At 39.2% G+C, this 18921-nt stretch carries 27 protein-coding genes; 19 read left to right on the top strand and 8 right to left on the bottom strand.

Features of this window, described 5'->3' with window-relative positions; translation table 11 throughout:
- Window positions 1-77: 77 nt before the first annotated feature.
- Window positions 78-1004, bottom strand: coding sequence for an aminoglycoside phosphotransferase family protein (locus M3204_RS17185; RefSeq protein ID WP_251484648.1), 927 nt, complete (start codon window positions 1002-1004; stop codon window positions 78-80).
- A gap of 144 nt (window positions 1005-1148) precedes the next feature.
- On the opposite strand from M3204_RS17185, the gene M3204_RS17180 reads away from it, so the two are divergent.
- A complete protein-coding gene (locus tag M3204_RS17180; RefSeq protein WP_251484645.1) occupies window positions 1149-1475 on the top strand; it encodes a hypothetical protein in 327 nt (108 codons plus the stop codon).
- A 200-nt stretch (window positions 1476-1675) separates the two neighbouring features.
- Window positions 1676-2101: a hypothetical protein gene (locus M3204_RS17175; RefSeq protein WP_251484642.1), complete on the top strand. Its 426-nt coding sequence runs from the start codon at window positions 1676-1678 to the stop codon at window positions 2099-2101.
- 302 nt (window positions 2102-2403) lie between these two features.
- On the opposite strand, the gene M3204_RS17170 is transcribed toward M3204_RS17175, so the two are convergent.
- Genes M3204_RS17170 through M3204_RS17160 form a run of 3 tightly spaced genes read right to left on the bottom strand, consistent with a single transcriptional unit; the run spans window position 2404 to window position 3477 of the window.
- Window positions 2404-2961 (bottom strand): GNAT family N-acetyltransferase, encoded by a 558-nt coding sequence (locus tag M3204_RS17170; protein ID WP_251484640.1) that lies wholly within the window; start codon window positions 2959-2961, stop codon window positions 2404-2406.
- Window positions 2948-3220, bottom strand: coding sequence for a hypothetical protein (locus tag M3204_RS17165; protein ID WP_251484637.1), 273 nt, complete (start codon window positions 3218-3220; stop codon window positions 2948-2950). The genes M3204_RS17170 and M3204_RS17165 overlap by 14 nt, the downstream gene beginning before the upstream one ends.
- Before the next feature lie 41 nt (window positions 3221-3261).
- Window positions 3262-3477: a hypothetical protein gene (locus M3204_RS17160; protein ID WP_251484635.1), complete on the bottom strand. Its 216-nt coding sequence runs from the start codon at window positions 3475-3477 to the stop codon at window positions 3262-3264.
- Window positions 3478-3636: 159 nt separating this feature from the next.
- Between M3204_RS17160 and M3204_RS17155 the strand changes: the two genes are divergently transcribed.
- Window positions 3637-5565 (top strand): ATP-dependent DNA helicase, encoded by a 1929-nt coding sequence (locus tag M3204_RS17155; protein WP_251484633.1) that lies wholly within the window; start codon window positions 3637-3639, stop codon window positions 5563-5565.
- A gap of 10 nt (window positions 5566-5575) precedes the next feature.
- Here the strand turns inward: M3204_RS17155 and M3204_RS23750 are convergent, their stop codons facing one another.
- The gene (locus tag M3204_RS23750; RefSeq protein WP_285857018.1) at window positions 5576-5701 is read right to left on the bottom strand and encodes a hypothetical protein; all 126 of its coding nucleotides are present in this window, start codon (window positions 5699-5701) and stop codon (window positions 5576-5578) included.
- Window positions 5702-6093: 392 nt separating this feature from the next.
- Between M3204_RS23750 and M3204_RS17150 the strand changes: the two genes are divergently transcribed.
- Window positions 6094-6252, top strand: coding sequence for a DUF3934 family protein (locus M3204_RS17150; protein WP_251484631.1), 159 nt, complete (start codon window positions 6094-6096; stop codon window positions 6250-6252).
- A gap of 76 nt (window positions 6253-6328) precedes the next feature.
- Here the strand turns inward: M3204_RS17150 and lexA are convergent, their stop codons facing one another.
- Complete coding sequence (gene lexA, locus M3204_RS17145; protein ID WP_251484630.1) at window positions 6329-6952, bottom strand: transcriptional repressor LexA; 624 nt, start codon at window positions 6950-6952, stop codon at window positions 6329-6331.
- Between the two features lie 153 nt (window positions 6953-7105).
- On the opposite strand from lexA, the gene yneA reads away from it, so the two are divergent.
- The 13 genes from yneA (at window position 7106) to M3204_RS17085 (ending at window position 16729) form a co-directional block, all read left to right on the top strand.
- Entirely contained in the window at window positions 7106-7417 is a 312-nt protein-coding gene (gene yneA / locus M3204_RS17140) for a cell division suppressor protein YneA (protein WP_251484616.1), read from the top strand.
- Window positions 7418-7446: 29 nt separating this feature from the next.
- Window positions 7447-8097: a YneB family resolvase-like protein gene (locus tag M3204_RS17135; protein ID WP_251484611.1), complete on the top strand. Its 651-nt coding sequence runs from the start codon at window positions 7447-7449 to the stop codon at window positions 8095-8097.
- 91 nt (window positions 8098-8188) lie between these two features.
- The gene (locus M3204_RS17130) at window positions 8189-8422 is read left to right on the top strand and encodes a DUF896 domain-containing protein (RefSeq protein ID WP_251484609.1); all 234 of its coding nucleotides are present in this window, start codon (window positions 8189-8191) and stop codon (window positions 8420-8422) included.
- 253 nt (window positions 8423-8675) lie between these two features.
- The gene (gene tkt, locus M3204_RS17125) at window positions 8676-10685 is read left to right on the top strand and encodes a transketolase (protein ID WP_251484607.1); all 2010 of its coding nucleotides are present in this window, start codon (window positions 8676-8678) and stop codon (window positions 10683-10685) included.
- Window positions 10686-11263: 578 nt separating this feature from the next.
- The gene (locus tag M3204_RS17120) at window positions 11264-11707 is read left to right on the top strand and encodes an RNA polymerase sigma factor (protein WP_251484604.1); all 444 of its coding nucleotides are present in this window, start codon (window positions 11264-11266) and stop codon (window positions 11705-11707) included.
- Complete coding sequence (locus tag M3204_RS23905; RefSeq protein ID WP_353056050.1) at window positions 11610-11816, top strand: RNA polymerase sigma factor; 207 nt, start codon at window positions 11610-11612, stop codon at window positions 11814-11816. Before M3204_RS17120 ends, M3204_RS23905 begins: the two co-directional genes overlap by 98 nt.
- Window positions 11813-12835 (top strand): DUF4030 domain-containing protein, encoded by a 1023-nt coding sequence (locus M3204_RS17115; RefSeq protein ID WP_251484601.1) that lies wholly within the window; start codon window positions 11813-11815, stop codon window positions 12833-12835. The genes M3204_RS23905 and M3204_RS17115 overlap by 4 nt, the downstream gene beginning before the upstream one ends.
- 204 nt (window positions 12836-13039) lie before the next feature.
- Window positions 13040-13462, top strand: a complete 423-nt coding sequence (locus M3204_RS17110; RefSeq protein WP_251484599.1) for a VOC family protein — start codon at window positions 13040-13042, stop codon at window positions 13460-13462.
- Between the two features lie 181 nt (window positions 13463-13643).
- A complete protein-coding gene (locus M3204_RS17105) occupies window positions 13644-14168 on the top strand; it encodes a CBO0543 family protein (RefSeq protein ID WP_251484597.1) in 525 nt (174 codons plus the stop codon).
- A gap of 131 nt (window positions 14169-14299) precedes the next feature.
- Window positions 14300-14836 carry a hypothetical protein gene (locus M3204_RS17100; RefSeq protein WP_251484594.1) on the top strand — a complete coding sequence of 179 codons (537 nt, stop codon included), beginning with the start codon at window positions 14300-14302 and terminating at the stop codon, window positions 14834-14836.
- Between the two features lie 16 nt (window positions 14837-14852).
- A complete protein-coding gene (locus tag M3204_RS17095; RefSeq protein ID WP_251484591.1) occupies window positions 14853-15599 on the top strand; it encodes an SDR family NAD(P)-dependent oxidoreductase in 747 nt (248 codons plus the stop codon).
- Between the two features lie 98 nt (window positions 15600-15697).
- The gene (locus M3204_RS17090; protein WP_251484588.1) at window positions 15698-16384 is read left to right on the top strand and encodes a lysozyme family protein; all 687 of its coding nucleotides are present in this window, start codon (window positions 15698-15700) and stop codon (window positions 16382-16384) included.
- Window positions 16385-16579: 195 nt separating this feature from the next.
- Complete coding sequence (locus tag M3204_RS17085) at window positions 16580-16729, top strand: hypothetical protein (protein ID WP_251484586.1); 150 nt, start codon at window positions 16580-16582, stop codon at window positions 16727-16729.
- Between the two features lie 40 nt (window positions 16730-16769).
- On the opposite strand, the gene M3204_RS17080 is transcribed toward M3204_RS17085, so the two are convergent.
- A complete protein-coding gene (locus tag M3204_RS17080; protein WP_251484728.1) occupies window positions 16770-17405 on the bottom strand; it encodes an FMN-dependent NADH-azoreductase in 636 nt (211 codons plus the stop codon).
- A 261-nt stretch (window positions 17406-17666) separates the two neighbouring features.
- Here M3204_RS17080 and sirA point away from each other — a divergent pair, with 261 nt between their 5' ends.
- Together sirA and M3204_RS17070 are read left to right on the top strand one after the other, a co-directional pair.
- Complete coding sequence (gene sirA, locus M3204_RS17075) at window positions 17667-18107, top strand: sporulation inhibitor of replication protein SirA (RefSeq protein ID WP_251484583.1); 441 nt, start codon at window positions 17667-17669, stop codon at window positions 18105-18107.
- Window positions 18108-18293: 186 nt separating this feature from the next.
- Window positions 18294-18512, top strand: coding sequence for a YneF family protein (locus M3204_RS17070; RefSeq protein ID WP_251484579.1), 219 nt, complete (start codon window positions 18294-18296; stop codon window positions 18510-18512).
- A gap of 138 nt (window positions 18513-18650) precedes the next feature.
- Here the strand turns inward: M3204_RS17070 and M3204_RS17065 are convergent, their stop codons facing one another.
- Window positions 18651-18812: a hypothetical protein gene (locus tag M3204_RS17065; RefSeq protein WP_251484576.1), complete on the bottom strand. Its 162-nt coding sequence runs from the start codon at window positions 18810-18812 to the stop codon at window positions 18651-18653.
- Between the last annotated feature and the right edge of the window lie 109 nt (window positions 18813-18921).

Below are 18921 nucleotides of genomic sequence, written 5' to 3'. Positions count from 1 at the left end.
CCTATCTGCTGAATTAAAAAAGCGCAATGCAGCAAGTATTGCTGATTGCGCTTTTTGCATGAGAAATCAGGTGTTTTTTATTTCGGCATTAAATTGGAGTACCAAGTTGGCCTTGATATTGCAAAATACTGGTGGTCCTCGAGCATGGCATACAATCGTTTAACCATTGCGTCTGATTGCTGTGGAGAAAACTTTATCGACCATACAACGGTCGAAAAGACAACCATAGCTGCATAGATTGAATATAGCATCCAGAAATCATCTGGAATGCTGTCATCAAAATATCCATTAAGCTGTCCAATAGAAAAGGGGATGCTGATTCCTCTTGTTATCAAGGCTACCTTAACAAAATCATGGTAAGGATCGCCCCAATCATAATTATTAAAATCGATGACTCCGGCATAGTCGTTGTTTTTAACGATGATGTTTCCGAGATGGAAGTCATCATGCTGAAATCGATTTGGCCGATTGATTAGAAAATGTTTATTCCTTTCTATAAATTCTATGATCTTCTCATCATTTTTAATTTTTATGCCACAATTTTTGTAGCTTTCCAGGTATCTATAATGTTTTTTCATTGCCCGTTCATGCCAACTGTTTATGGATGGAGGTGCTGGATATAAGTTCATCTTGAATAATTCCTTGCCTGCTTTCAACCCCAGCTTATACTGTTCTTTCTCAGTAAGATTAGGTAATGCCTCTATACCATCCACCCCATCTAAATAAGAATACACGGTGTAGCAAACACCTAAATCGACTATAACTCCAATTTCAATTGCTCTATGAGAAAAGACTTGATACTGCTGCAGATCTTTTAAGATACTAAATTCAGCTCTTTTTTTCTCATAGTCATTGATATCACTTATTCGTAATATGTATTTGTAATCGTTAGATGTAATAAGATATTTTTTATCTAGCGAGAAGCCTTTATCTAGTAATTCTATCTTTTGGGAGTGCTGAAGCATTGAGATCCTTGCACAGACTTTATCTATTGATAGATTCATTGGCGACCTCCAATATTTTAAGGAGCAACTTATTATATGAATAATAAAATATAATTTCAATATTTTTCTAAATATTTCGGAACCTTGATGGCTTTTAACCGTATTAAAGAATATAGGGCGATATAAGAGAGGGGAATTTTCTTAATGAAAAAGCTGCTAATTGCCATTGCTACACTGGTTATCATGCCATTGATCACCTATATTGTAGGGAATGTATTGAATATTAATTTTATTGACTATGCATTTTTAATCGCACTTATTATTACGACGATCATTTGGTTTTCTGCTTCAAAAGGAGGCTTCACTTCAAATTATACAAATGTGATGGCACAGTCTCAAACAACAAACTTTAAAATGGAAAAAGAAACGTTTAAATTTACTCCCTCCATTATTTTCTTTACAGCCGTGGGATATACAATTTTCATACTGATCATGACAATCTATTATTATAAGGATTATTTTTTTAGTTAATTGATTATCTTGCCATCTAATCGATTGTTGATCAGGTGGTGTTTTTAATTTGTTAACCTTTTATTTGAAACTAATCTTCCTATACTTACGTCATAATGTATAAATATGGCGCTGTTTTGCTTATTTTTTGCGAGGAGGAATTATGAATTCAAGTACAGTAAATCGCTAGACGTAATACATAGTAAGAGAAATTATTAATCATGGGCGGTATGTGTATGAGAAACCTAAGTGTAATATTAGGACTACTTTTATTTTTGCTGGCAGGGTGCAATAATAACTTTCAACCAGAGCTAACCAGGATCGATGCGCAAAAAATTTCTTTTGATGGCACAAAAAACGGTGAGGAACGGATTATTGCTGATAAACAAAGCCTACAAGCAATAGAACAGGCTATGAGCAAAGTCACCTGGGAACCTAATACGAAAGCAGACATGGCTAGGAGAGAAGATGCTATCGCAACTTTTTTCGTTCAGGAGGAAAAAAATATGCCTGAAAGATTATATGAATACCGGATTTGGTTTGAAGGAGAGACGGCTACAATTATTAGCAGCAAGGAAAATGAAGGGTATGGCAGGTTAGTAGCTAAAGATCAGGTTCATTTTCTAGAAGCTGAACTTTTAGATTGATGTATGTATAACTGAGTGCCTATGGGTTATTCCTGGGCCAGTAGGAAGGATTAAAAAACGCAACTCGCTTATTTTAGCTATGGGACGTACTTTCTCAACCGCCGAAAAAAGGATCAAAAGGGAGAGGCACTCAATGTGCTTCTCCCTTTTCTGACATCAAGTGATCCTGATATGTCATATTAAACTCTGTTTTCCGTTGATATATTGACTAGTTTAATCGAATCTTATCAACAATTCGTAATGTGATCCCTTTGATAAAATAAAAAAGTTATATAGAAAACAAATCCACTTTATTAAATAGGTTAAGAAACAACACTGAATGCCTGAGGATATACGATTTTTCCCTGGAGACCAGACAATCCACCTTTTTGGAGTTCTATTGCCATGAACACCTCATCTGGCACTGGGAAAGGCGATTGAATACAGAACGTTTTAGAAGGGGAGAATCCGAACTTAGGGTAAAAATTTGGATGCCCTAGAACGAAAACATGCTTAAAACCTAATGCCTTGCAAGCTTTTAACCCTGCTATAACAAGTTCTGAACCGATTCCTTCCATTTGATAGCCAGGTTTCACGGCCATCGGTGCAAGGCCTAAAGTTGGCAGGGTGCCGCTTATCGTCACAAGATGGATGGTGCTGAACAGAATATGTCCTATGATTTCACCATCTTCCTTTTCCGCTACAAGACTTAATCCCGGGATAAAGTGTTCTGAATTTCTTACTAGATCGACTAATCGTGCCTCGTTTTCTCCATTCTCAAAAGCTTTTATATTTACTTCCCTTATTCCTTGGAGGTCGTTTGAGTTTTCTTGACGAATTATATAATTCAATAGAGATGCTCCTTTCTTATTGTTTTTCATATTTCTTACACTCCCTCCAAACCAAGGTGGAGGTTCTTGAATCCGAATTCGTGAATTCTCGATAATAACGCCTTTCGTTTTCACCAGATATGGAATCCATTTCATTCATAAGTGAGATTAAAAACTCTAACCTGTTTAAAATTTCCTTCTCGTTATGTTTGTAATCCATGTTACTTTTAAAGTTGTTTGCAAGCTCGTGATATTGATTAGCAAGTGAATCCAATTGATCTCCAATCATGGAAATTTTCCCGTTCATCATATGGTATTTTCTGCTTAAAAGGGCCAGTTCTCCCACGTCTCTTACAACGTGAATTGGCCATCTTTTTCTTGTAAGATCTTCAACCAGAGATTGACATCACCTTCTTCTAGGACAAATATTGTATCTCTTACTGTACGCTGGTACTCATACCCTATTGTTCTCTCAAAATCTGAATTTCTATTGTACTGATAAATATTGATGATAACCAATAATGCAATAATTAAGATAAGTATGTAGAGCAAACGTTTCGTTCTCACAGAACTCCCCCTAATCAATGATAGTATAATTTTAGCAGATAATTCCAAATTTGAATTTAACCATGATAAAATTTTTTCTTTCCTTTCACTTTAAGTCCTATTTTCTGTTATGATAAAAGCTGGCTTTTTGCCAGGAATCAAGAATTGAGGAGAACCTGCATGACAAATAAACTTCCATTTGCCATTACCAAAAACGATACCTTCTTTGACTTGCTGGGAGACTATATTGGTGATGTTTTTTATGATATATTGCCTGAAAAAGGCTACGAATTACGTGATGAACAGATTTATATGGCCTTCCAGGTTGAACAGGCCTTCAAGAATAAAGGAATTATTTTTGCCGAAGCTGGAGTCGGGACTGGCAAAACCTTCGTATACTTGATCTATGCCATTCTTTATGCACGTTATATGGGAAAGCCTGCAATCGTATCCTGTTCTGATGAAACACTTATTGAACAGTTAGTTAAAGAGGGCGGAGACATAGAAAAGCTTGAAAAGGCATTGGGCCTTAAAGTGGATGTACGCCTTGCAAAAGCAAGGGAACAATATGTTTGCGTGAAAAAGCTTGATGACCTTTCCAATAGTTCCAATGATAATGAGATTCTTGATGTGCACGATCAGCTTCCAGATTTTATTTTTGATGAAGGGATTTCCATGAATTCCTTCAATCGATATGGAGATCGCAAAGAATATCCATGGGTAACGAACGAGAAGTGGTCCACTATGGCATGGGATCCTCTTCAGCAATGTTCAACGTGCAATTGGCGCCATCGCTGCGGGCAAACGTTGAATCGTGATTATTACCGACATGCTCAAGATTTGATCATTTGTTCGCATGATTTTTATATGGAGCATGTATGGACGAAGGAATCACGTAAGCGTGAAGGACAGATGCCTTTGCTTCCAGATGCAAGCACGGTCATTTTTGATGAGGGGCACCTGCTGGAGTTTGCGGCGCAAAAGGGCCTTACTTATCGATTTAACTCACAAACGTTGACTACTGTTCTAACAGGTTATATGCACCAGGATGTAAGGGAAGAATCTCTTTACTTAATTGAGGATATTATAGAGCTGCATGATGGCTGGTTCGATATGCTTGTTGAGAATTCTGTTGCCGTCGAAGGATCGAATCGAAAAGAAGTTCCTATGCTGCCTAGTATTAAGAAGACTGCTGAAGCATTAGAGAAAAAGGTAAGTGAATTAATGGACCAGCTCGTATTCGATGCGGAACTGTTCGTTATTGATGATTACCATCTGAAGATTATGGAGGAGTATTTGGAATTCTTCACTTATGGACTTTCAATTTTCTTGAAAAATGATGAAGGAATCTTCTGGATGGAAGAGAACGAGGTGCAGAGTTCATTGGTCATCATGCCACGTCTTGTTGAAGATATTCTAAAAAAAGAAGTCTTCTCACAAAACATCCCATTTGTATTCTCTTCAGCAACCTTATCTCAGGGAGGCGATTTCAGCTATATTGCGAGGAGTTTGGGAATTGAGCAATACTCTTCCTTTACAGTAGATTCTCCGTTTGATTATGAAACACAAATGGAATTGGCTGCCCATATAGAGAAGCACGAAAACGAAAAATGGCTGCAAATTGGTGAAGACCTAACAAGCAAGAATGGAAAATCCTTAGTTTTGTTTTCATCATTACAAGAGATGGACCGTTTTAGAAAATGGGCTGATCAACGGGAATGGACATTTTCCATTCTTTTCGAAGGAGACCGTGAAATCAGTGAAACAGTAAAAGATTTCCAGAACAACCTGACTACTGTTCTTTGTTCCTACAGTCTCTGGGAAGGCCTGGACGTTCCTGGTGAATCACTGATACAAGTCATCATATCTTCCTTGCCGTTCCCGCCGCATGATCCTGTTTTCCAGGCGAAAAGGAAGCACTCGGAAAACGCATTGGAAGAAGTGGACCTTCCATACATGCTGCTGCGCTTAAGACAGGGAATCGGCCGGTTAATCAGAAGCACAAAGGATTATGGCACTGTACAATTATGGATGACGAGAGAGCAGAAGGAAGCACATCTTGATGCAATTACCAAAGTACTTCCTGCTACAGATGTTCGTTGGTCATAAATGAATGATATTAAAAAGAATCCCGAAAGACCACTGCCTTTCGGGATTCTCCAATTTTTATTTGATATTTAGAAACCGCATCCGCATTTTCTGTGGCGGCGATCACGATCATCATCTCGATCGTCTCTTCTATCATCCCGGGCGCCAGCAACTAGATCATCGATCAAACAACGGCGAACTGCACGACAGAGATCATCAAAATCAATAGTAGCTCGGACTCTATTCCGGTCACGATCCCGGTCACGATCCCGATCTCTGCTAGGGATAAAGAGGCCCGCTACATCGTTATCACTTCGATTGTATCCCATTTGTATCAACTCCTTCCCTTGTTAACTGGTGGTACAGAATATCATATGTTCAAAAGGACAAGAGGAAAGGGTATGTACCTATATATATTTTAAATGTGCTGTTCTCATAGATTAAATGATAAAAACTTACTTGGAAAAATAATTGATTGCCCCATTAGGTTAATCATTATGAAAAATGGAAAAGAATAAACCTATCCGAAAAAACAATGGAGATGAGTTCATGAGTAAAGCAAAGAGCAAGGGCGGTACAGGAAGAGGCACAGGCAAAAAAGGCTGGAATCGATGGCAGTCTAGTGCGAATAAAGCAAAAAGCTTCAAACCTTATAAAAGTAAGGGTGTAAAACACAAAGAGGATTCTAACCAATCGAACGAGGGTTAGAGCACACGTAAAGGACTAATAGACCTCTGCGAGTTTCATAGAATGTAAAAAAGCAAGCGGAGTCCGCTTGCTTTTTTTAGTGCATATGACGGTAAACACCAATGACTTTTCCGAGGATGGAAACATTGCGCAGGATAATCGGATCCATCGATGAATTTTCTGGCTGCAATCTGAAGTAATCCTTTTCCTTGAAGAAACGTTTTACTGTTGCTTCATCTTCTTCAGTCATCGCTACAACAATATCTCCATTGTTCGCAGTCTTCTGCTGCTTCACGATTACGTAATCGCCATCAAGGATTCCGGCTTCGATCATACTGTCCCCCATGATCTCTAGCATGAAGACTTGCTCATCATGCGGAACAAGGCGTTCCGGAAGTGGAAAGTACTCCTCGACATTTTCAATTGCCGTGATTGGCATACCCGCAGTTACTTTACCGACGACAGGTACGTTTACTACTTTATATTTAGGGATACGGCTATCCTCTTCTATTTCCAGAATTTCAATTGCACGCGGCTTTGTTGGATCACGTCGGATCAAGCCTTTGCTTTCAAGCCTTGCAAGATGGCCATGGACAGTGGAACTGGAGGCAAGCCCAACCGCTTCGCCAATTTCGCGTACGGATGGTGGATATCCTTTTTTCTTGACTTCACCTTTTATGAACTCAAATATGTCTTGTTGCCGCTTAGATAACTTCGTCATATTCACGCACCTCGTATATTTTCTTGTCCTTATTATACCATGTCCTTTTCAGGGATACAAACATAAGTTCGAATTTTTGGTTGACACGAAACAAATGTTCGTTTTATAATAAAATTAAATACACGAACATATATTCGTAAAGAGGTGTTGGATATGAAAAAACTATGGGAAAACTATTCTTACGCAATTATCCTTATTGCTGCAAGCTTGATTTTTTCGTTGGTGGCAAAAGCGCACTTGAATAACGATGATGCATACATAACTGTTACTATAGAAGAAGGGCAATCACTTTGGGAGATTGCGGAAACTTTTGCGCAAGATCATAACCTGTCAGAGCATGAATTTGTAAGCTGGGTCGTGAAGGAAAATGGAATTGCAGGCGAAATGATTTATCCTGGTGATGAAATTGTGATTCCTGTAGTTGCTGAACAGATCGAGCCTACTCAGATTGCCGGAGCTGAATGATAAAAATGTAATTTGAAAAAGGTGACAACATGAAAGCAATTATTTATTGCCGCGTAAGCACGACGAAGGAAACACAGGAAACCTCGCTTGCCAGGCAGGAGGAAGAATTGCTTCGCCTCGCAAGTACATATGGATTTGAAGTCGCAAGCATAATCACAGATCAGGCCAGCGGGTATGATCTTGAAAGGGACGGCATTCTGGAGCTGCTTGAACTGATAAAAGATAAAACGATAGGCGCATTGCTCATCCAGGATGAAACTCGTCTAGGGAGAGGGAATGCGAAGGTCGCCATCCTTCATTGTATTTTGAAGGAGGACGTTAAGCTGTATAGCGTTTCTCACAACGGAGAGCTTCAGCTTTCAGAATCAGATTCGATGGTGCTGCAGATTGTCAGCATGGTCGAAGAATATCAAAGGAAGATCCATAATATAAAAATCAAGCGTGGGATGAAACGAGCCATTGAACATGGTTATAAACCACAGCGCAACTTGAAAAACCAAGGTGAGCATAACGGTAGGGAACGAAAGGAAATGCCGGTTGAAGAAATCGTAAAGCTTCGCAATAACGGTCTGACTTTTGCGGAAATTGCCGCAACAATGAGAGGCTTCGGCTTTAACGTATCAAAGGCAACGGTTAATCGAAGATATTTAGAGTATATGGAATCTAAGGAAGACATTTAGCGTCCAGCAACCAAGTGCTCCATTCTTGTAAAAAAACGATAATTCTAGTAAGATGACTTTTGACGTAATTTTTTTACAAAGGAGCTTTACCATGCTATCAAGTGATAAAATTGCCAGGATCAATGAACTGGCGAGAAAAGCAAAAGCATCAAAATTGACAGAAGAAGAGGCAAAGGAACAAACAAAGCTTCGTGCTGAATACCTTCAATCCTTCCGTTCTTCCATGCTCACCACTCTAAAAGGCGTTACAATCATTGACCCTGAAGGAAATGATGTAACACCAAAGAAATTGAAGCAAGAACAGGATAAAAACAAGCTTCATTAATATATCATTCGTAGGAATGCATCTTATGTGTTCCTTTTTTATTTTACAATCAAAAAGATCTGATTGGTTTATCGAGAATCAATGGAATTATCATAGGCGGAAGGAGACTTTTTACATAAGGTTTCGTCGTTTGTGTCAAAATAAATAACAATACGGCCTTTTCTGTCTCCTTCAGGCACAATTTGTTGTATAATAATTGCTCTCACTATAATATTAAGGTTATAGTCAGTACTTATAGAAAGGATGTATTTAAATGTTTAACAAAATTGATATGCTTTCGATCGATTCCATTCGTACTTTATCGATTGATGCAATTGAAAAGGCGAATTCGGGACACCCAGGTATGCCTATGGGTGCGGCTCCGATGGCTTACACTTTATGGACTCGTTACATGAACATTAATCCTAAAAATCCTGACTGGTTTAACCGTGACCGTTTTGTCTTGTCTGCTGGACACGGATCAATGTTGCTGTACAGCTTATTGCACCTAGCAGGCTACGATTTATCTATGGATGATATTAAACAGTTCCGCCAGTGGGGCAGTAAAACTCCTGGCCATCCAGAATTTGGTCACACTGCTGGTGTTGACGCAACAACTGGTCCGCTTGGACAAGGTATTGCTATGGCAGTAGGTATGGCAATGGCTGAACGCCACCTTGCAGCTGCTTACAACAAGGACAACTATAATATTGTAGACCATTATACATACAGCATTTGTGGTGATGGTGACCTAATGGAAGGTGTTTCTGCCGAGGCAGCGTCCCTTGCCGCCCACCTCAAATTGGGAAGATTGGTCGTTTTATACGATTCAAATGATATTTCCCTTGACGGTGATTTAAATAAATCATTCTCTGAAAGTGTAGCAGACCGTTTCAAGGCTTATGGCTGGCAATACCTGCGTGTTGAGGATGGGAACAATCTTGATGAAATCGCAAAAGCTTTGGAAGAAGCGAAGACAGATGAAAATCGTCCAACTTTAATCGAAGTAAAAACAATTATTGGGTATGGTTCACCAAACCTTTCTGGTAAATCTGATGTGCATGGTGCTCCTCTAGGCGCTGATGAACTGAAGCTTACTAAGGAAGCATACAAGTGGACATTCGAAGAAGATTTCCATGTACCTAGTGAGGTTTACGACCACTTTAAACAGCAGATTGTTGACAAAGGAGAACAAACCGAACAGGCTTGGAATGAACTTTTTGCAAAATATAAGAATGAATACCCAGAATTAGGTGCTCAGCTTGAAAAAGCAATGAAGGGTGAGCTTGTTGATGGATGGGAGAAGGACATTCCTGTCTATGAAGAAGGAAAGAGCCTTGCTAGCCGTGCATCTTCCGGTGAAGCCCTTAACGGCATTGCGAAAAATCTTCCTTACCTTATTGGTGGGTCTGCTGACCTTGCAGGCTCCAATAAGACAATGATTAAAGGATCTGGCGACTTTTTCCCAGGTTCTTTCGAAGGCCGCAATGTTTGGTTCGGAGTACGTGAATTCGCAATGGGAGCTGCAATGAACGGAATGGCTCTTCACGGCGGTCTAAAAGTGTTCGGCGGAACATTCTTCGTATTCTCTGACTACTTGAAGCCGGCAATTAGGCTTGCTGCATTGATGGGCTTGCCTGTAACTTACGTATTCACTCATGACAGCATAGCAGTCGGTGAAGATGGCCCTACACATGAACCAGTTGAACAGCTGGCTGGGCTTCGCGCAATGCCAAACCTTTCAGTGATCCGCCCGGCAGACGGAAACGAAACAGCGGCAGCATGGAAGCTAGCGGTTGAATCAACAAAGACTCCAACAGCTCTAGTGCTGACTCGCCAAAACTTGCCGACAATTAAAGATACTGACAAGAATGCTTATGAGGGCGTATCTAAAGGTGCTTATGTAATCTCACCTGCTGGTAAAGAAACTCCAGATGCAATGCTTCTTGCTGCAGGATCTGAAGTAGGACTTGCGGTACAAGCTCAAGAAGCTCTTGCTTCTGAAGGTATCAACGTATCTGTAGTCAGCATGCCATCATGGGATCGTTTCGAACAGCAATCCAAAGAATACAAGGAGAGCGTCATTCCAAAGTCTGTCAAGAAGCGTCTTGGAATCGAAATGGGTTCATCACTAGGATGGCACCGCTATGTTGGTGACGAAGGTGAAGTACTAGCAATCGACACATTCGGAGCATCTGCACCAGGCGAAAAAATCATGGAAGAGTACGGCTTCTCCGTGAACAATGTAGTAGCTCGCTTAAAAGCATTACTTGCACAAAACTAATTAAATCAATCTTAAAACGAGTATGAAACCGATTTGGTTTCGTACTCGTTTTTTATTTCTAGGCTGTGTTAAAGGTCATTGTTGATTTTTAAGCTCTGTTGATTGGAGTGGAAGGCGCGAAGACTCCTCCAAAAATGCTAACGCATTTTCATCGTGCGTGGGCAGATTCTAGGATGCTATTCAATCTCCTGCGGGATGAACGGGTCAGGGGAGACCTAGGATGAAATGGTCCACGTGAAGGACCAATTAACCCCGCACGAGTGAAGCGACGAGGAGGCTCCCCGGGCCGCCTAAGAAGAATTTGTTCTTTGAAAAAGCCGGCAGTAGGGCTTTTTCATAATTCTTCTCGCGGAAAGCTAAGCGCCTGGAACGCAAATCAACAGCCAAGTTTAACAGAGCCTATTTCTAAAAATTTAACTGGTAAGTTATGTTAAAATGAAGTTGCTGAATAAACAAGCAATCAGACTAACTCGCCTAAGCGCGGGTTTTATTTAATGTTTTGATTTTTTTTAAATACGTGCATCCTTAACAGTCTTATTGGCGCCTAAAGTGTAGAACAAGACAAGGAGGTGCTGCTGATGGACCAGGCACAATTGATGCAACGAATCCGAAATGGAGAGGATTCAGCTTTTGCTGAACTCATAAATCCCCTAATTGAAAAGGGGTACAGATCTAGTTTCAGTATCGTCAGGTCAAAGGACCAGGCAGAAGAAGTTGTCCAAAATGCCATGATTGAAGCGTATCGAAACATCATGAGCGGCAAGGAAATCACTTATTTCAGCACATGGTTCTATAAACTCGTTTCCCACAGGTCGATTGATGTACTTAGGAAGAATGGCAGACTGAAAGAAACCGTGATTGAGATGGATTACTTTAATGATAAACGCGGAGTTCTCGATAGCGTAATAAAAGATGAAACTGAACATGAAATTAAAAATGGTATCCATTCTCTTGAAAATCTTGATTACCGAAATGTGCTGCTCCTTTATTTATCAAGACCTCTCAATCCAGGAAGTTTCTGAAATGCTCGGACTTAAAACATCAACGGTTAAATCCCATCTGAGAAGAGCAAGAAACGCTCTGAAAACAAGATTGATCGAAAATCAAATCATAGGGGTGAACACACAATGAAGGTGGATGACATGATCAAGAAGGAAATGGATGAAGATATGAAAAAGATTCAGGTGCCATCCTCACTATATGATTTTGCGAGGAACATTAAGGAAGAATCAGAAACAAAAGAAAGACCGGTGTTGAAGAAAAGAGGGAAGAGAAAATTCCAATTCGCAGCTGCTGCACTAATTGGACTTGGCGTACTTACCGGCTCGGCTTTTCTAAATCCTGCAGTCGCCGAAATGGCTTCGAAAATTCCTTATCTCGGGCAGGTATTTAAGACGAAATCACTGGATGTCTTGCTCTGGGAAGCATTAGAAAAAGAAGGTTATGAAAGATTTTCACTAGGAATGAGACCGGGTGAAACAGTGCTTTTTGAAGTGCGAGTGGAAGGTTCTGAAAAGGATGCAGATCGAGAAAGAGAAAATATCACAAAAATTGTTGATAATGTGCTGAAAAGTAAAGGATATGATTCCTATGAAATACATGTATCATCTTTCATGCCTGAATATACTTCTTTAACTGAAGAAGAGGAAAAGATGGGCAAGTTAGGGGAAGAGGTTGAAAAAACACTGAAGAATACAGGGTATGAGATTCAATTCGTAAATCCATTTAACGATGTTATTGAAATTTCAATTCCGTTAACTGAAGCAAGAGGAGAAGAAATAAAAAAAGCCTCTCTTGAAATTGTGAAAGCCAATGGTTCCGATAAAGAAGTGTTGATAACAAGCGTGGACGTCGAAAAAAATAATCGGGAAGATACCTGGACGAATTACTTAAGAAGTATCCATGAAGGACTTGCTTTGAAAAAGGAATATAAGGTTTCAGGCTATGGATATCAATATAAACAGAATAAAATGAACATCTTCATCAAAACGAGTATGAAAGCTTCAGATGAAGAGGCTAAAGAAACCGTTGGAAAAATTCGCAAAGAAATCACCACCTTTATTGAAAGTGAAAAGGAAAACTCAGTCCTAAAGAATGATGATTACGAGATTATTGTTCGCGACAAAACCGGCAAAGATTTTCCGTTTTAATAGCTTATGAAAAAGCGGGGACTCCCTCCGCTTTTTATTCTTGTTGTGAAGTAACAATTCAAAAATAAGACTATGTAATACCACATACTCTTATTCGTTTGGATTAAATCTATACTGGATAAAATAGATTATTGTTTAACTAAGTAAAATATGGTAAAGTTAATTACGAACGTTTGTTCTAAAAATCTCAAAAGAGGTGCTGTCATGGTAACAGGAATTGTCCCTTATTTAGTAACGAATGGGAACGGTCAGGAAGCAGTGAGGTTTTATCAGCATGCTTTAGGAGCAGAAGTCACCAGTCTGCAAACATTTGGGGATATGCCCCCAAGTCCTGAGCATCCAATTCCTGAAGAAGCGAGAGATCGAGTTATGAATGCCCAGTTGAAAATTGGCAACGCGAGCTTAATGCTATCTGATACTTTCCCGGGACAGCCGTATCAACTCGGTTCACAAGTAACGATTGCTCTACTGGTAAGTGAAGCATCAGAAGCAAAAGAAATTTTTGACAAACTGCAGGACGGCGGAAAGGTAACGATGCCTCTGCAGGAAACCTTCTGGAGCCCTGCTTATGGTCAAATTACTGACAAGTTCGGTATTGAATGGCAAGTATCTACTGAAGGTAAATAATAATAATTGGAAAAGCCAGGCTGGAAGATCAGTCTGGTTTTGTCTTTTTATAACCATTTTAAATTTTACGGAAAAAGTTTCAAAGATTGATTTAAAAACAATGTAGAGAGCATTACATGAAAAAGTTAATTAAATTACAGGTTACAGGAAATGCTATACAAAACATATTGGAGAGTAAAATATGCATTTCATCTATAATGCTCTATTTTTAATAGCAGGAGTTATATGGGGTGATTGGAAAAAGTGGAGGGAGTATTATCCCACTATTTTGTTCTTTTTTACCGGAGATCTTTTGAAAAATTTCTTGCTTTACAACTATCTGATGTGGTCCTATCAAGAAACGATTTTTGGTGAATCCATCCTTAGCAGCCATACCATAATATCACTCATGATTATGTTTGTTGTCTATCCTTCAACAATCCTGATTTACCTTGGCCGATATCCCGAAACAGCTTGTAAGGGTATTTTATGGGTTGCGCTGTGGGTTTCAGCTTATTCAGGCATAGAGTTCATAAATGAACGGTATTTAAATTTAATCCATCATCATCACGGCTGGGATATTGTATGGTCGATCGTATTTAATATTGTTATGTTCTTTTTGCTAAGAGTTCATTTCAAAAATCCCCTTTTAGCATGGGGGCTGTCTGCTATATGGATTATTTTTTTGTTGAATGTATTCAATGTTCCTTTTGATAAAATGAAGTGATTATACTTGAAACTACCTTTTTTAATTACAAAAGGCTTACATGAATTATACTCTCCCTGCTGTTTAATATTGGAGGTCCATTTTCGAAGAATCGTGAAAAAACAAAGTGGTAGAATAGAGGTGGCTTTATAATGTTGACTAAGATAGGTTTCCTAATCATTAGTTTTAATTTATTCTTCCAATTAAGTGTTGTAAAAGTTAATGCAACAGAAGATGGACACCTTAGATTTGAGGATATTTACGAAAAAATAGGGTATCAATCTGTAGAAGATGAACTTGTTAAATTTGAGAATCATTATGTAGAAAACTTAAATCTCCCGCTTAAGTTGCCACCTGTTGATTTTACTCACCATTTTGGAAGGTTTAATGATTTAGAGGGAGAAATCAATGATAGTTTTGAAATAGAATATATATCGGATCAAATACCGGAAAATCATTATAAGGTGGATGTCAGACCTATTAAATATAAAATTCCGGTTAAGGAGCAATACGTAGTTAAAAAGGTGAGATTGGAAGATGGTGAAACGGCGAACTACATGAATGTCTCCGGATTTAATGTGCTTGTATTTGAAAAGGATCATTGGCAATACATGCTGAGTGTGGACAATAGAATTGAGGACAAGGTTCCTCTTGAAAAGCTTATAAAGATAGCAGAATCGATCGAATAAGGAAGGGTGAGAGTAGATGCCTAATAAGTTTGAAGAGAAGACAGTCATCATAACCGGAGGTTCAAATGGGATTGGGAAAGGAATTGCACAAGCTTTTGCTAAAGAACGTGCGATTATTTGTATTGCAGACTTTGACGAAGAAAAGGGGAGGGAGGTTGTTCGCCTCCTTGAAGAATCAGGTGGAAAAGCAGTCTTCTACAAAACAGATGTAAGGAACGAAGAGGATATATTGAATCTGGTCGAAAGTGTTATGAAGGACTTCGGCAAAATTGATATTCTTATCAACAATGCTGGTGTCTCTCGATTCAAGCCTTTATTTGAGCTAACGACCGAGGAATGGGAAGATGTCGTATTTACTAACCTGAGGAGTGTTTTCATTGGTTCGAGGGAAGCGGCAAAAAGAATGAACGCCGGCGGACGGATCATCAACATAGCTTCTACCAGGGCAACCATGTCTGAACCAAACTCCGAGGCGTATGCTTCATCAAAAGGTGGCATTGTCGCTTTAACTCATGCCCTGGCAGCCTCGCTCCAGGAAAAAAGAATTACTGTTAACTCGATCAGTCCTGGCTGGATTCAAACCGATGATTATGACCAACTGAGAGAGAAGGACCATCTTCAGCATTGGTCCAATCGAGTCGGGAAGCCTGAGGATATTGCTAAAGCATGCTTATATTTAGCTGAACCCGATAACGATTTTATCAATGGCCAGGATTTAATCATAGACGGCGGTATGACCCGGAAAATGATTTATGAAGAATAAATGAAGGGGAGTTGCGGAAAAGTGGGCAGCTCCCTTTAATATTTCGCCATTTTTTTATAAAATAGAAAAGTAAGAGTACGGGATTTGGGAGAGAGAGCATGAAATACAACGCAAAGAAACCCAAAAAGAAAAAGCAAGTTCAACGGAACTTCAATCTAGCCATCTTGCTATTCACAGCATTTGTGGGATTTTTTCTGTTTGATAGATTCCTTGATTTATATCATCAAAGTCTTAAAAAAATCAATGTGGGCGTAAATAACTCAATTGGTGAAGTTGCCAAGTATACTCCTATGATTGAAGAGGAATTGCAAAAAGTCGGCCTTGATGAACACACCGTCACTGTTGCAGCTTTAATGATGCAGGAAAGCAAAGGAAAAGGCGGCGACCCGATGCAAGCCTCTGAATCTTTAGGTCTTACCCCAAATACCATCCAGGATCCAAAACAAAGCATCCAGCAGGGGGTTAAATACTTTCATCGCGCAGTGAATTACGGAACTCAGAGACAGGTCGACTTCCCGACCATCATACAGTCATATAACATGGGAATCGGCTATATCGATTTTGTAGCGAAAAACGGAGGGAAGCACAGCGAGGAGCTGGCGAAGAAATTTTCAATGATCCAGGTCGAAAAAAATCCGCAGACATATAATTGCGGCGGCGATAAAAATAATTTCCGCTACCCTTATTGCTACGGAGATTTTAGTTATAGCACAAAGGTTGCAAAGCATATTGAAACAATTACCGTCAGCAATCCAGAAGATTTAAGTGAAACTCAATCATTTTAAGATTAATTTCATATGGATAAAAGGACACTCGATTTTTTCGGGTGTTTTTTATTCTTTCTAAAAATGAATTAAATTTTAAAACGGGCGTATGAATTAATTAACAAAAAATTTTAAAAATAAAAGCAGGAAAAAAGTCTTAACATGGTAAATATATTAGTAACAAATACCTATACTATTAAACAGGAGGTGTTTTGAATGTTCGAATATGGAAAAGACATTCCTTTGGAAGGTGCCGTTGTTGGCCAGGGAAATCAGCAGGACATGGCTGAAGAGCAGGCAAAAGCAGAAGGAACTGTATTTAATTTTGATCACCGCATGGATATTCCTTTGGATGGAGTAAAGTAATTCAACAAAAAAAGCCTGAAAACAGGCTTTTTATTTTTGCTTAAAATTGTTTTGCCAGTTCGTTCGCGCGCTGGATTGCTTGCTGCTTGATTTCCTGGGCTTTGTCAGGCATTGCAGCCATGCCTTCAATTGCAAGGGTTTCAACATCAGTAACCCCCATGAAGGCAAGAACAGCGCGAATGTAACGATCGCCAAATTCCAAGTCTTTAGCTGGCCCTTCTGAATAGATGCCACCGCGAGCCTGGATATGGAGGGCTTTTTTGCTGCCTAACAAACCAACCGGTCCTTCAGCAGTATATTTGAAAGTTTTACCGGCAATCGCAATGTTATCGATATAAGCCTTCATTTTTGGCGGGAAGCTAAAGTTCCATAAAGGAGTAGCAAAAATATATTTATCCCCCGAAATAAATTGGTCTGTCAGCTGATTGATTGAGCTGACTTTTTGTTTTTCATCGTCGCTTAGCTGCTCAAAAGCAGAACCCTGCTGCAGCTTTCCCCAACCGCTGAAAACGTCGGTATCAATAAGAGGGATATCCATTTTGTATAGATCCAGCCTAATAACTTCGTCATTAGGGTTATTTTCTCGATAGGCTTTAAGAAATTCCTCCCCAACTGACAAACTGAAGGATTCCTCCACAGGCTTTGGATTCGCTGTAATGTAAAGTACTGTTGCCATCATTTTCATCCTTTCTCTAGCTAAATAACATTGATATATTCCCCTTTTTTCTAGCAAATAATCCAGTGACTCAGAAAAAATTCCCAAGTAAATGAAATGTCCCTTAATCCGTGACTTATTTATTTGTTGAATTTATAATAAAAAGTAAGAAAGTTTTGAATTCGACATAATTAGTGGTTTTTTTCAGCATCTTTAGACAAACGCAGACTGATAGTTTTCCTATAATAAAGACAAAAGCTTGTCTGCAGAGGAGGGGATCAATTGAGATCCTACCAGCTATATTTAATTGAAGATGAATTTGCCTCCCATTATTTCGGAAGAGAACGGATGTTTTATCAGTTATTTATGGAATATAGTCAAGCAAACGGCGAGTTAAAATCAATCATCGCAAAGCAAGTAGGGTTCGTAACGAAACCAATTCCGGTCTTGCGGATCCATCAGCTTCTCCATCAACAGCTTTCCAAAGTAAAAGGATTTATAGTAGAAAATGGTACCTACATTTATGAAAATAAAAATTCAAATAGCTCGGCTTCACTCAAAGTCCATGATAGATGGCTGGAGCTTGAATCCCATGGACATGTAGACGCGGAAACGGTTTTTTTTGAAATTTTACGTAAATGCGAGTCGTCATTCCTGGCAATTGACCTGCAGTCTTCCAAATACGGCTGGCTAAAACCGATCAAAGAACGAAAATATGTATAAGCTCATAACTTAACTAAGAGTACAGATATACGTACTCTTTTTTGGTGATGTTTTATCCAATGAGGAATATATTGAATAAAATTGAAGAAATAAGACCGATAAATAGAGAAAAAAACCAACAGATATTGTATAATAACTGTTGGTTTAGTACACTGTATGTTAGACAACATGAAGGAGGAAGTTTTTATGCTGTGGCAGTTTATTCTAGTGGGCTTTCTGGCACTCGTTGCCGGTGTAGCGCTAGGATTTTTCATAGCTCGTAAATACATGGAGAGCTACCTGAAGAAGAATCCGCCGATCAACGAACAAATGCTTAAAATGATGATGATGCAAATGGGTATGAAGCCATCCCAGAAGAAAATCAATCAAATGATGTCAGCAATGAACAAGCAGACAGGAAAATAATAGAGGACAAGCACTCAATCTTTCGGTTGGGTGTTTTTCTTTTGTGAAGGCTGTGTTAAAGGCCAATGTAGATTGGGGAATTTCTATTTAGTAAGACAATTTAGCTCGATTTTTTAAAAAAATAACGCCAAGGCGGCGTTATTTTTGTTTATTCGACTTCGTATCGGCCTCGCCTTTATCTCCAGGCTTGAAAATGGAATCAAAAAGCTGATCTGCATTTTCCAGTGTTCCACCGTGAAGCTGTCCGTCTGAACCTGCCTTCTTTTTATCACCGTCTACTGGATTGTGGATTCTTACCATTGTACACCTCCTAAAAATAGGCTTTGTAAACAAAGACCATATTAAACGGCTAAACGTAAATGTAAAACTATGGCAGGATATTTCATGAAATCTGAAGAATAGTTGTTCA

The sequence above is a fragment of the Mesobacillus subterraneus genome (genome assembly GCF_023715485.1).
Classification (GTDB): domain Bacteria; phylum Bacillota; class Bacilli; order Bacillales; family Cytobacillaceae; genus Mesobacillus; species Mesobacillus subterraneus_B.
Note: the sequence above shows the minus strand (reverse complement) of the source record. Positions and strands in the feature narration are given on the sequence as shown.

What these genes read in the sequence shown, in the direction of transcription:
- M3204_RS17185 (WP_251484648.1), bottom strand. Translation starts at nt 1,004, where the DNA reads ATGAATCTATCAATAGATAAAGTCTGTGCAAGGATCTCAATGCTTCAG.
- M3204_RS17180 (WP_251484645.1), top strand. Translation starts at nt 1,149, where the DNA reads ATGAAAAAGCTGCTAATTGCCATTGCTACACTGGTTATCATGCCATTG.
- M3204_RS17175 (WP_251484642.1), top strand. Translation starts at nt 1,676, where the DNA reads ATGGGCGGTATGTGTATGAGAAACCTAAGTGTAATATTAGGACTACTT.
- M3204_RS17170 (WP_251484640.1), bottom strand. Translation starts at nt 2,961, where the DNA reads ATGAAAAACAATAAGAAAGGAGCATCTCTATTGAATTATATAATTCGT.
- M3204_RS17165 (WP_251484637.1), bottom strand. Translation starts at nt 3,220, where the DNA reads ATGATGAACGGGAAAATTTCCATGATTGGAGATCAATTGGATTCACTT.
- M3204_RS17155 (WP_251484633.1), top strand. Translation starts at nt 3,637, where the DNA reads ATGACAAATAAACTTCCATTTGCCATTACCAAAAACGATACCTTCTTT.
- M3204_RS23750 (WP_285857018.1), bottom strand. Translation starts at nt 5,701, where the DNA reads ATGATAGAAGAGACGATCGAGATGATGATCGTGATCGCCGCCACAGAA.
- M3204_RS17150 (WP_251484631.1), top strand. Translation starts at nt 6,094, where the DNA reads ATGAGTAAAGCAAAGAGCAAGGGCGGTACAGGAAGAGGCACAGGCAAA.
- lexA (WP_251484630.1), bottom strand. Translation starts at nt 6,952, where the DNA reads ATGACGAAGTTATCTAAGCGGCAACAAGACATATTTGAGTTCATAAAA.
- yneA (WP_251484616.1), top strand. Translation starts at nt 7,106, where the DNA reads ATGAAAAAACTATGGGAAAACTATTCTTACGCAATTATCCTTATTGCT.
- M3204_RS17135 (WP_251484611.1), top strand. Translation starts at nt 7,447, where the DNA reads ATGAAAGCAATTATTTATTGCCGCGTAAGCACGACGAAGGAAACACAG.
- M3204_RS17130 (WP_251484609.1), top strand. Translation starts at nt 8,189, where the DNA reads ATGCTATCAAGTGATAAAATTGCCAGGATCAATGAACTGGCGAGAAAA.
- tkt (WP_251484607.1), top strand. Translation starts at nt 8,676, where the DNA reads ATGTTTAACAAAATTGATATGCTTTCGATCGATTCCATTCGTACTTTA.
- M3204_RS17120 (WP_251484604.1), top strand. Translation starts at nt 11,264, where the DNA reads ATGGACCAGGCACAATTGATGCAACGAATCCGAAATGGAGAGGATTCA.
- M3204_RS23905 (WP_353056050.1), top strand. Translation starts at nt 11,610, where the DNA reads ATGAAATTAAAAATGGTATCCATTCTCTTGAAAATCTTGATTACCGAA.
- M3204_RS17115 (WP_251484601.1), top strand. Translation starts at nt 11,813, where the DNA reads ATGAAGGTGGATGACATGATCAAGAAGGAAATGGATGAAGATATGAAA.
- M3204_RS17110 (WP_251484599.1), top strand. Translation starts at nt 13,040, where the DNA reads ATGGTAACAGGAATTGTCCCTTATTTAGTAACGAATGGGAACGGTCAG.
- M3204_RS17105 (WP_251484597.1), top strand. Translation starts at nt 13,644, where the DNA reads ATGCATTTCATCTATAATGCTCTATTTTTAATAGCAGGAGTTATATGG.
- M3204_RS17100 (WP_251484594.1), top strand. Translation starts at nt 14,300, where the DNA reads ATGTTGACTAAGATAGGTTTCCTAATCATTAGTTTTAATTTATTCTTC.
- M3204_RS17095 (WP_251484591.1), top strand. Translation starts at nt 14,853, where the DNA reads ATGCCTAATAAGTTTGAAGAGAAGACAGTCATCATAACCGGAGGTTCA.
- M3204_RS17090 (WP_251484588.1), top strand. Translation starts at nt 15,698, where the DNA reads ATGAAATACAACGCAAAGAAACCCAAAAAGAAAAAGCAAGTTCAACGG.
- M3204_RS17085 (WP_251484586.1), top strand. Translation starts at nt 16,580, where the DNA reads ATGTTCGAATATGGAAAAGACATTCCTTTGGAAGGTGCCGTTGTTGGC.
- M3204_RS17080 (WP_251484728.1), bottom strand. Translation starts at nt 17,405, where the DNA reads ATGGCAACAGTACTTTACATTACAGCGAATCCAAAGCCTGTGGAGGAA.
- M3204_RS17070 (WP_251484579.1), top strand. Translation starts at nt 18,294, where the DNA reads ATGCTGTGGCAGTTTATTCTAGTGGGCTTTCTGGCACTCGTTGCCGGT.
- M3204_RS17065 (WP_251484576.1), bottom strand. Translation starts at nt 18,812, where the DNA reads ATGGTAAGAATCCACAATCCAGTAGACGGTGATAAAAAGAAGGCAGGT.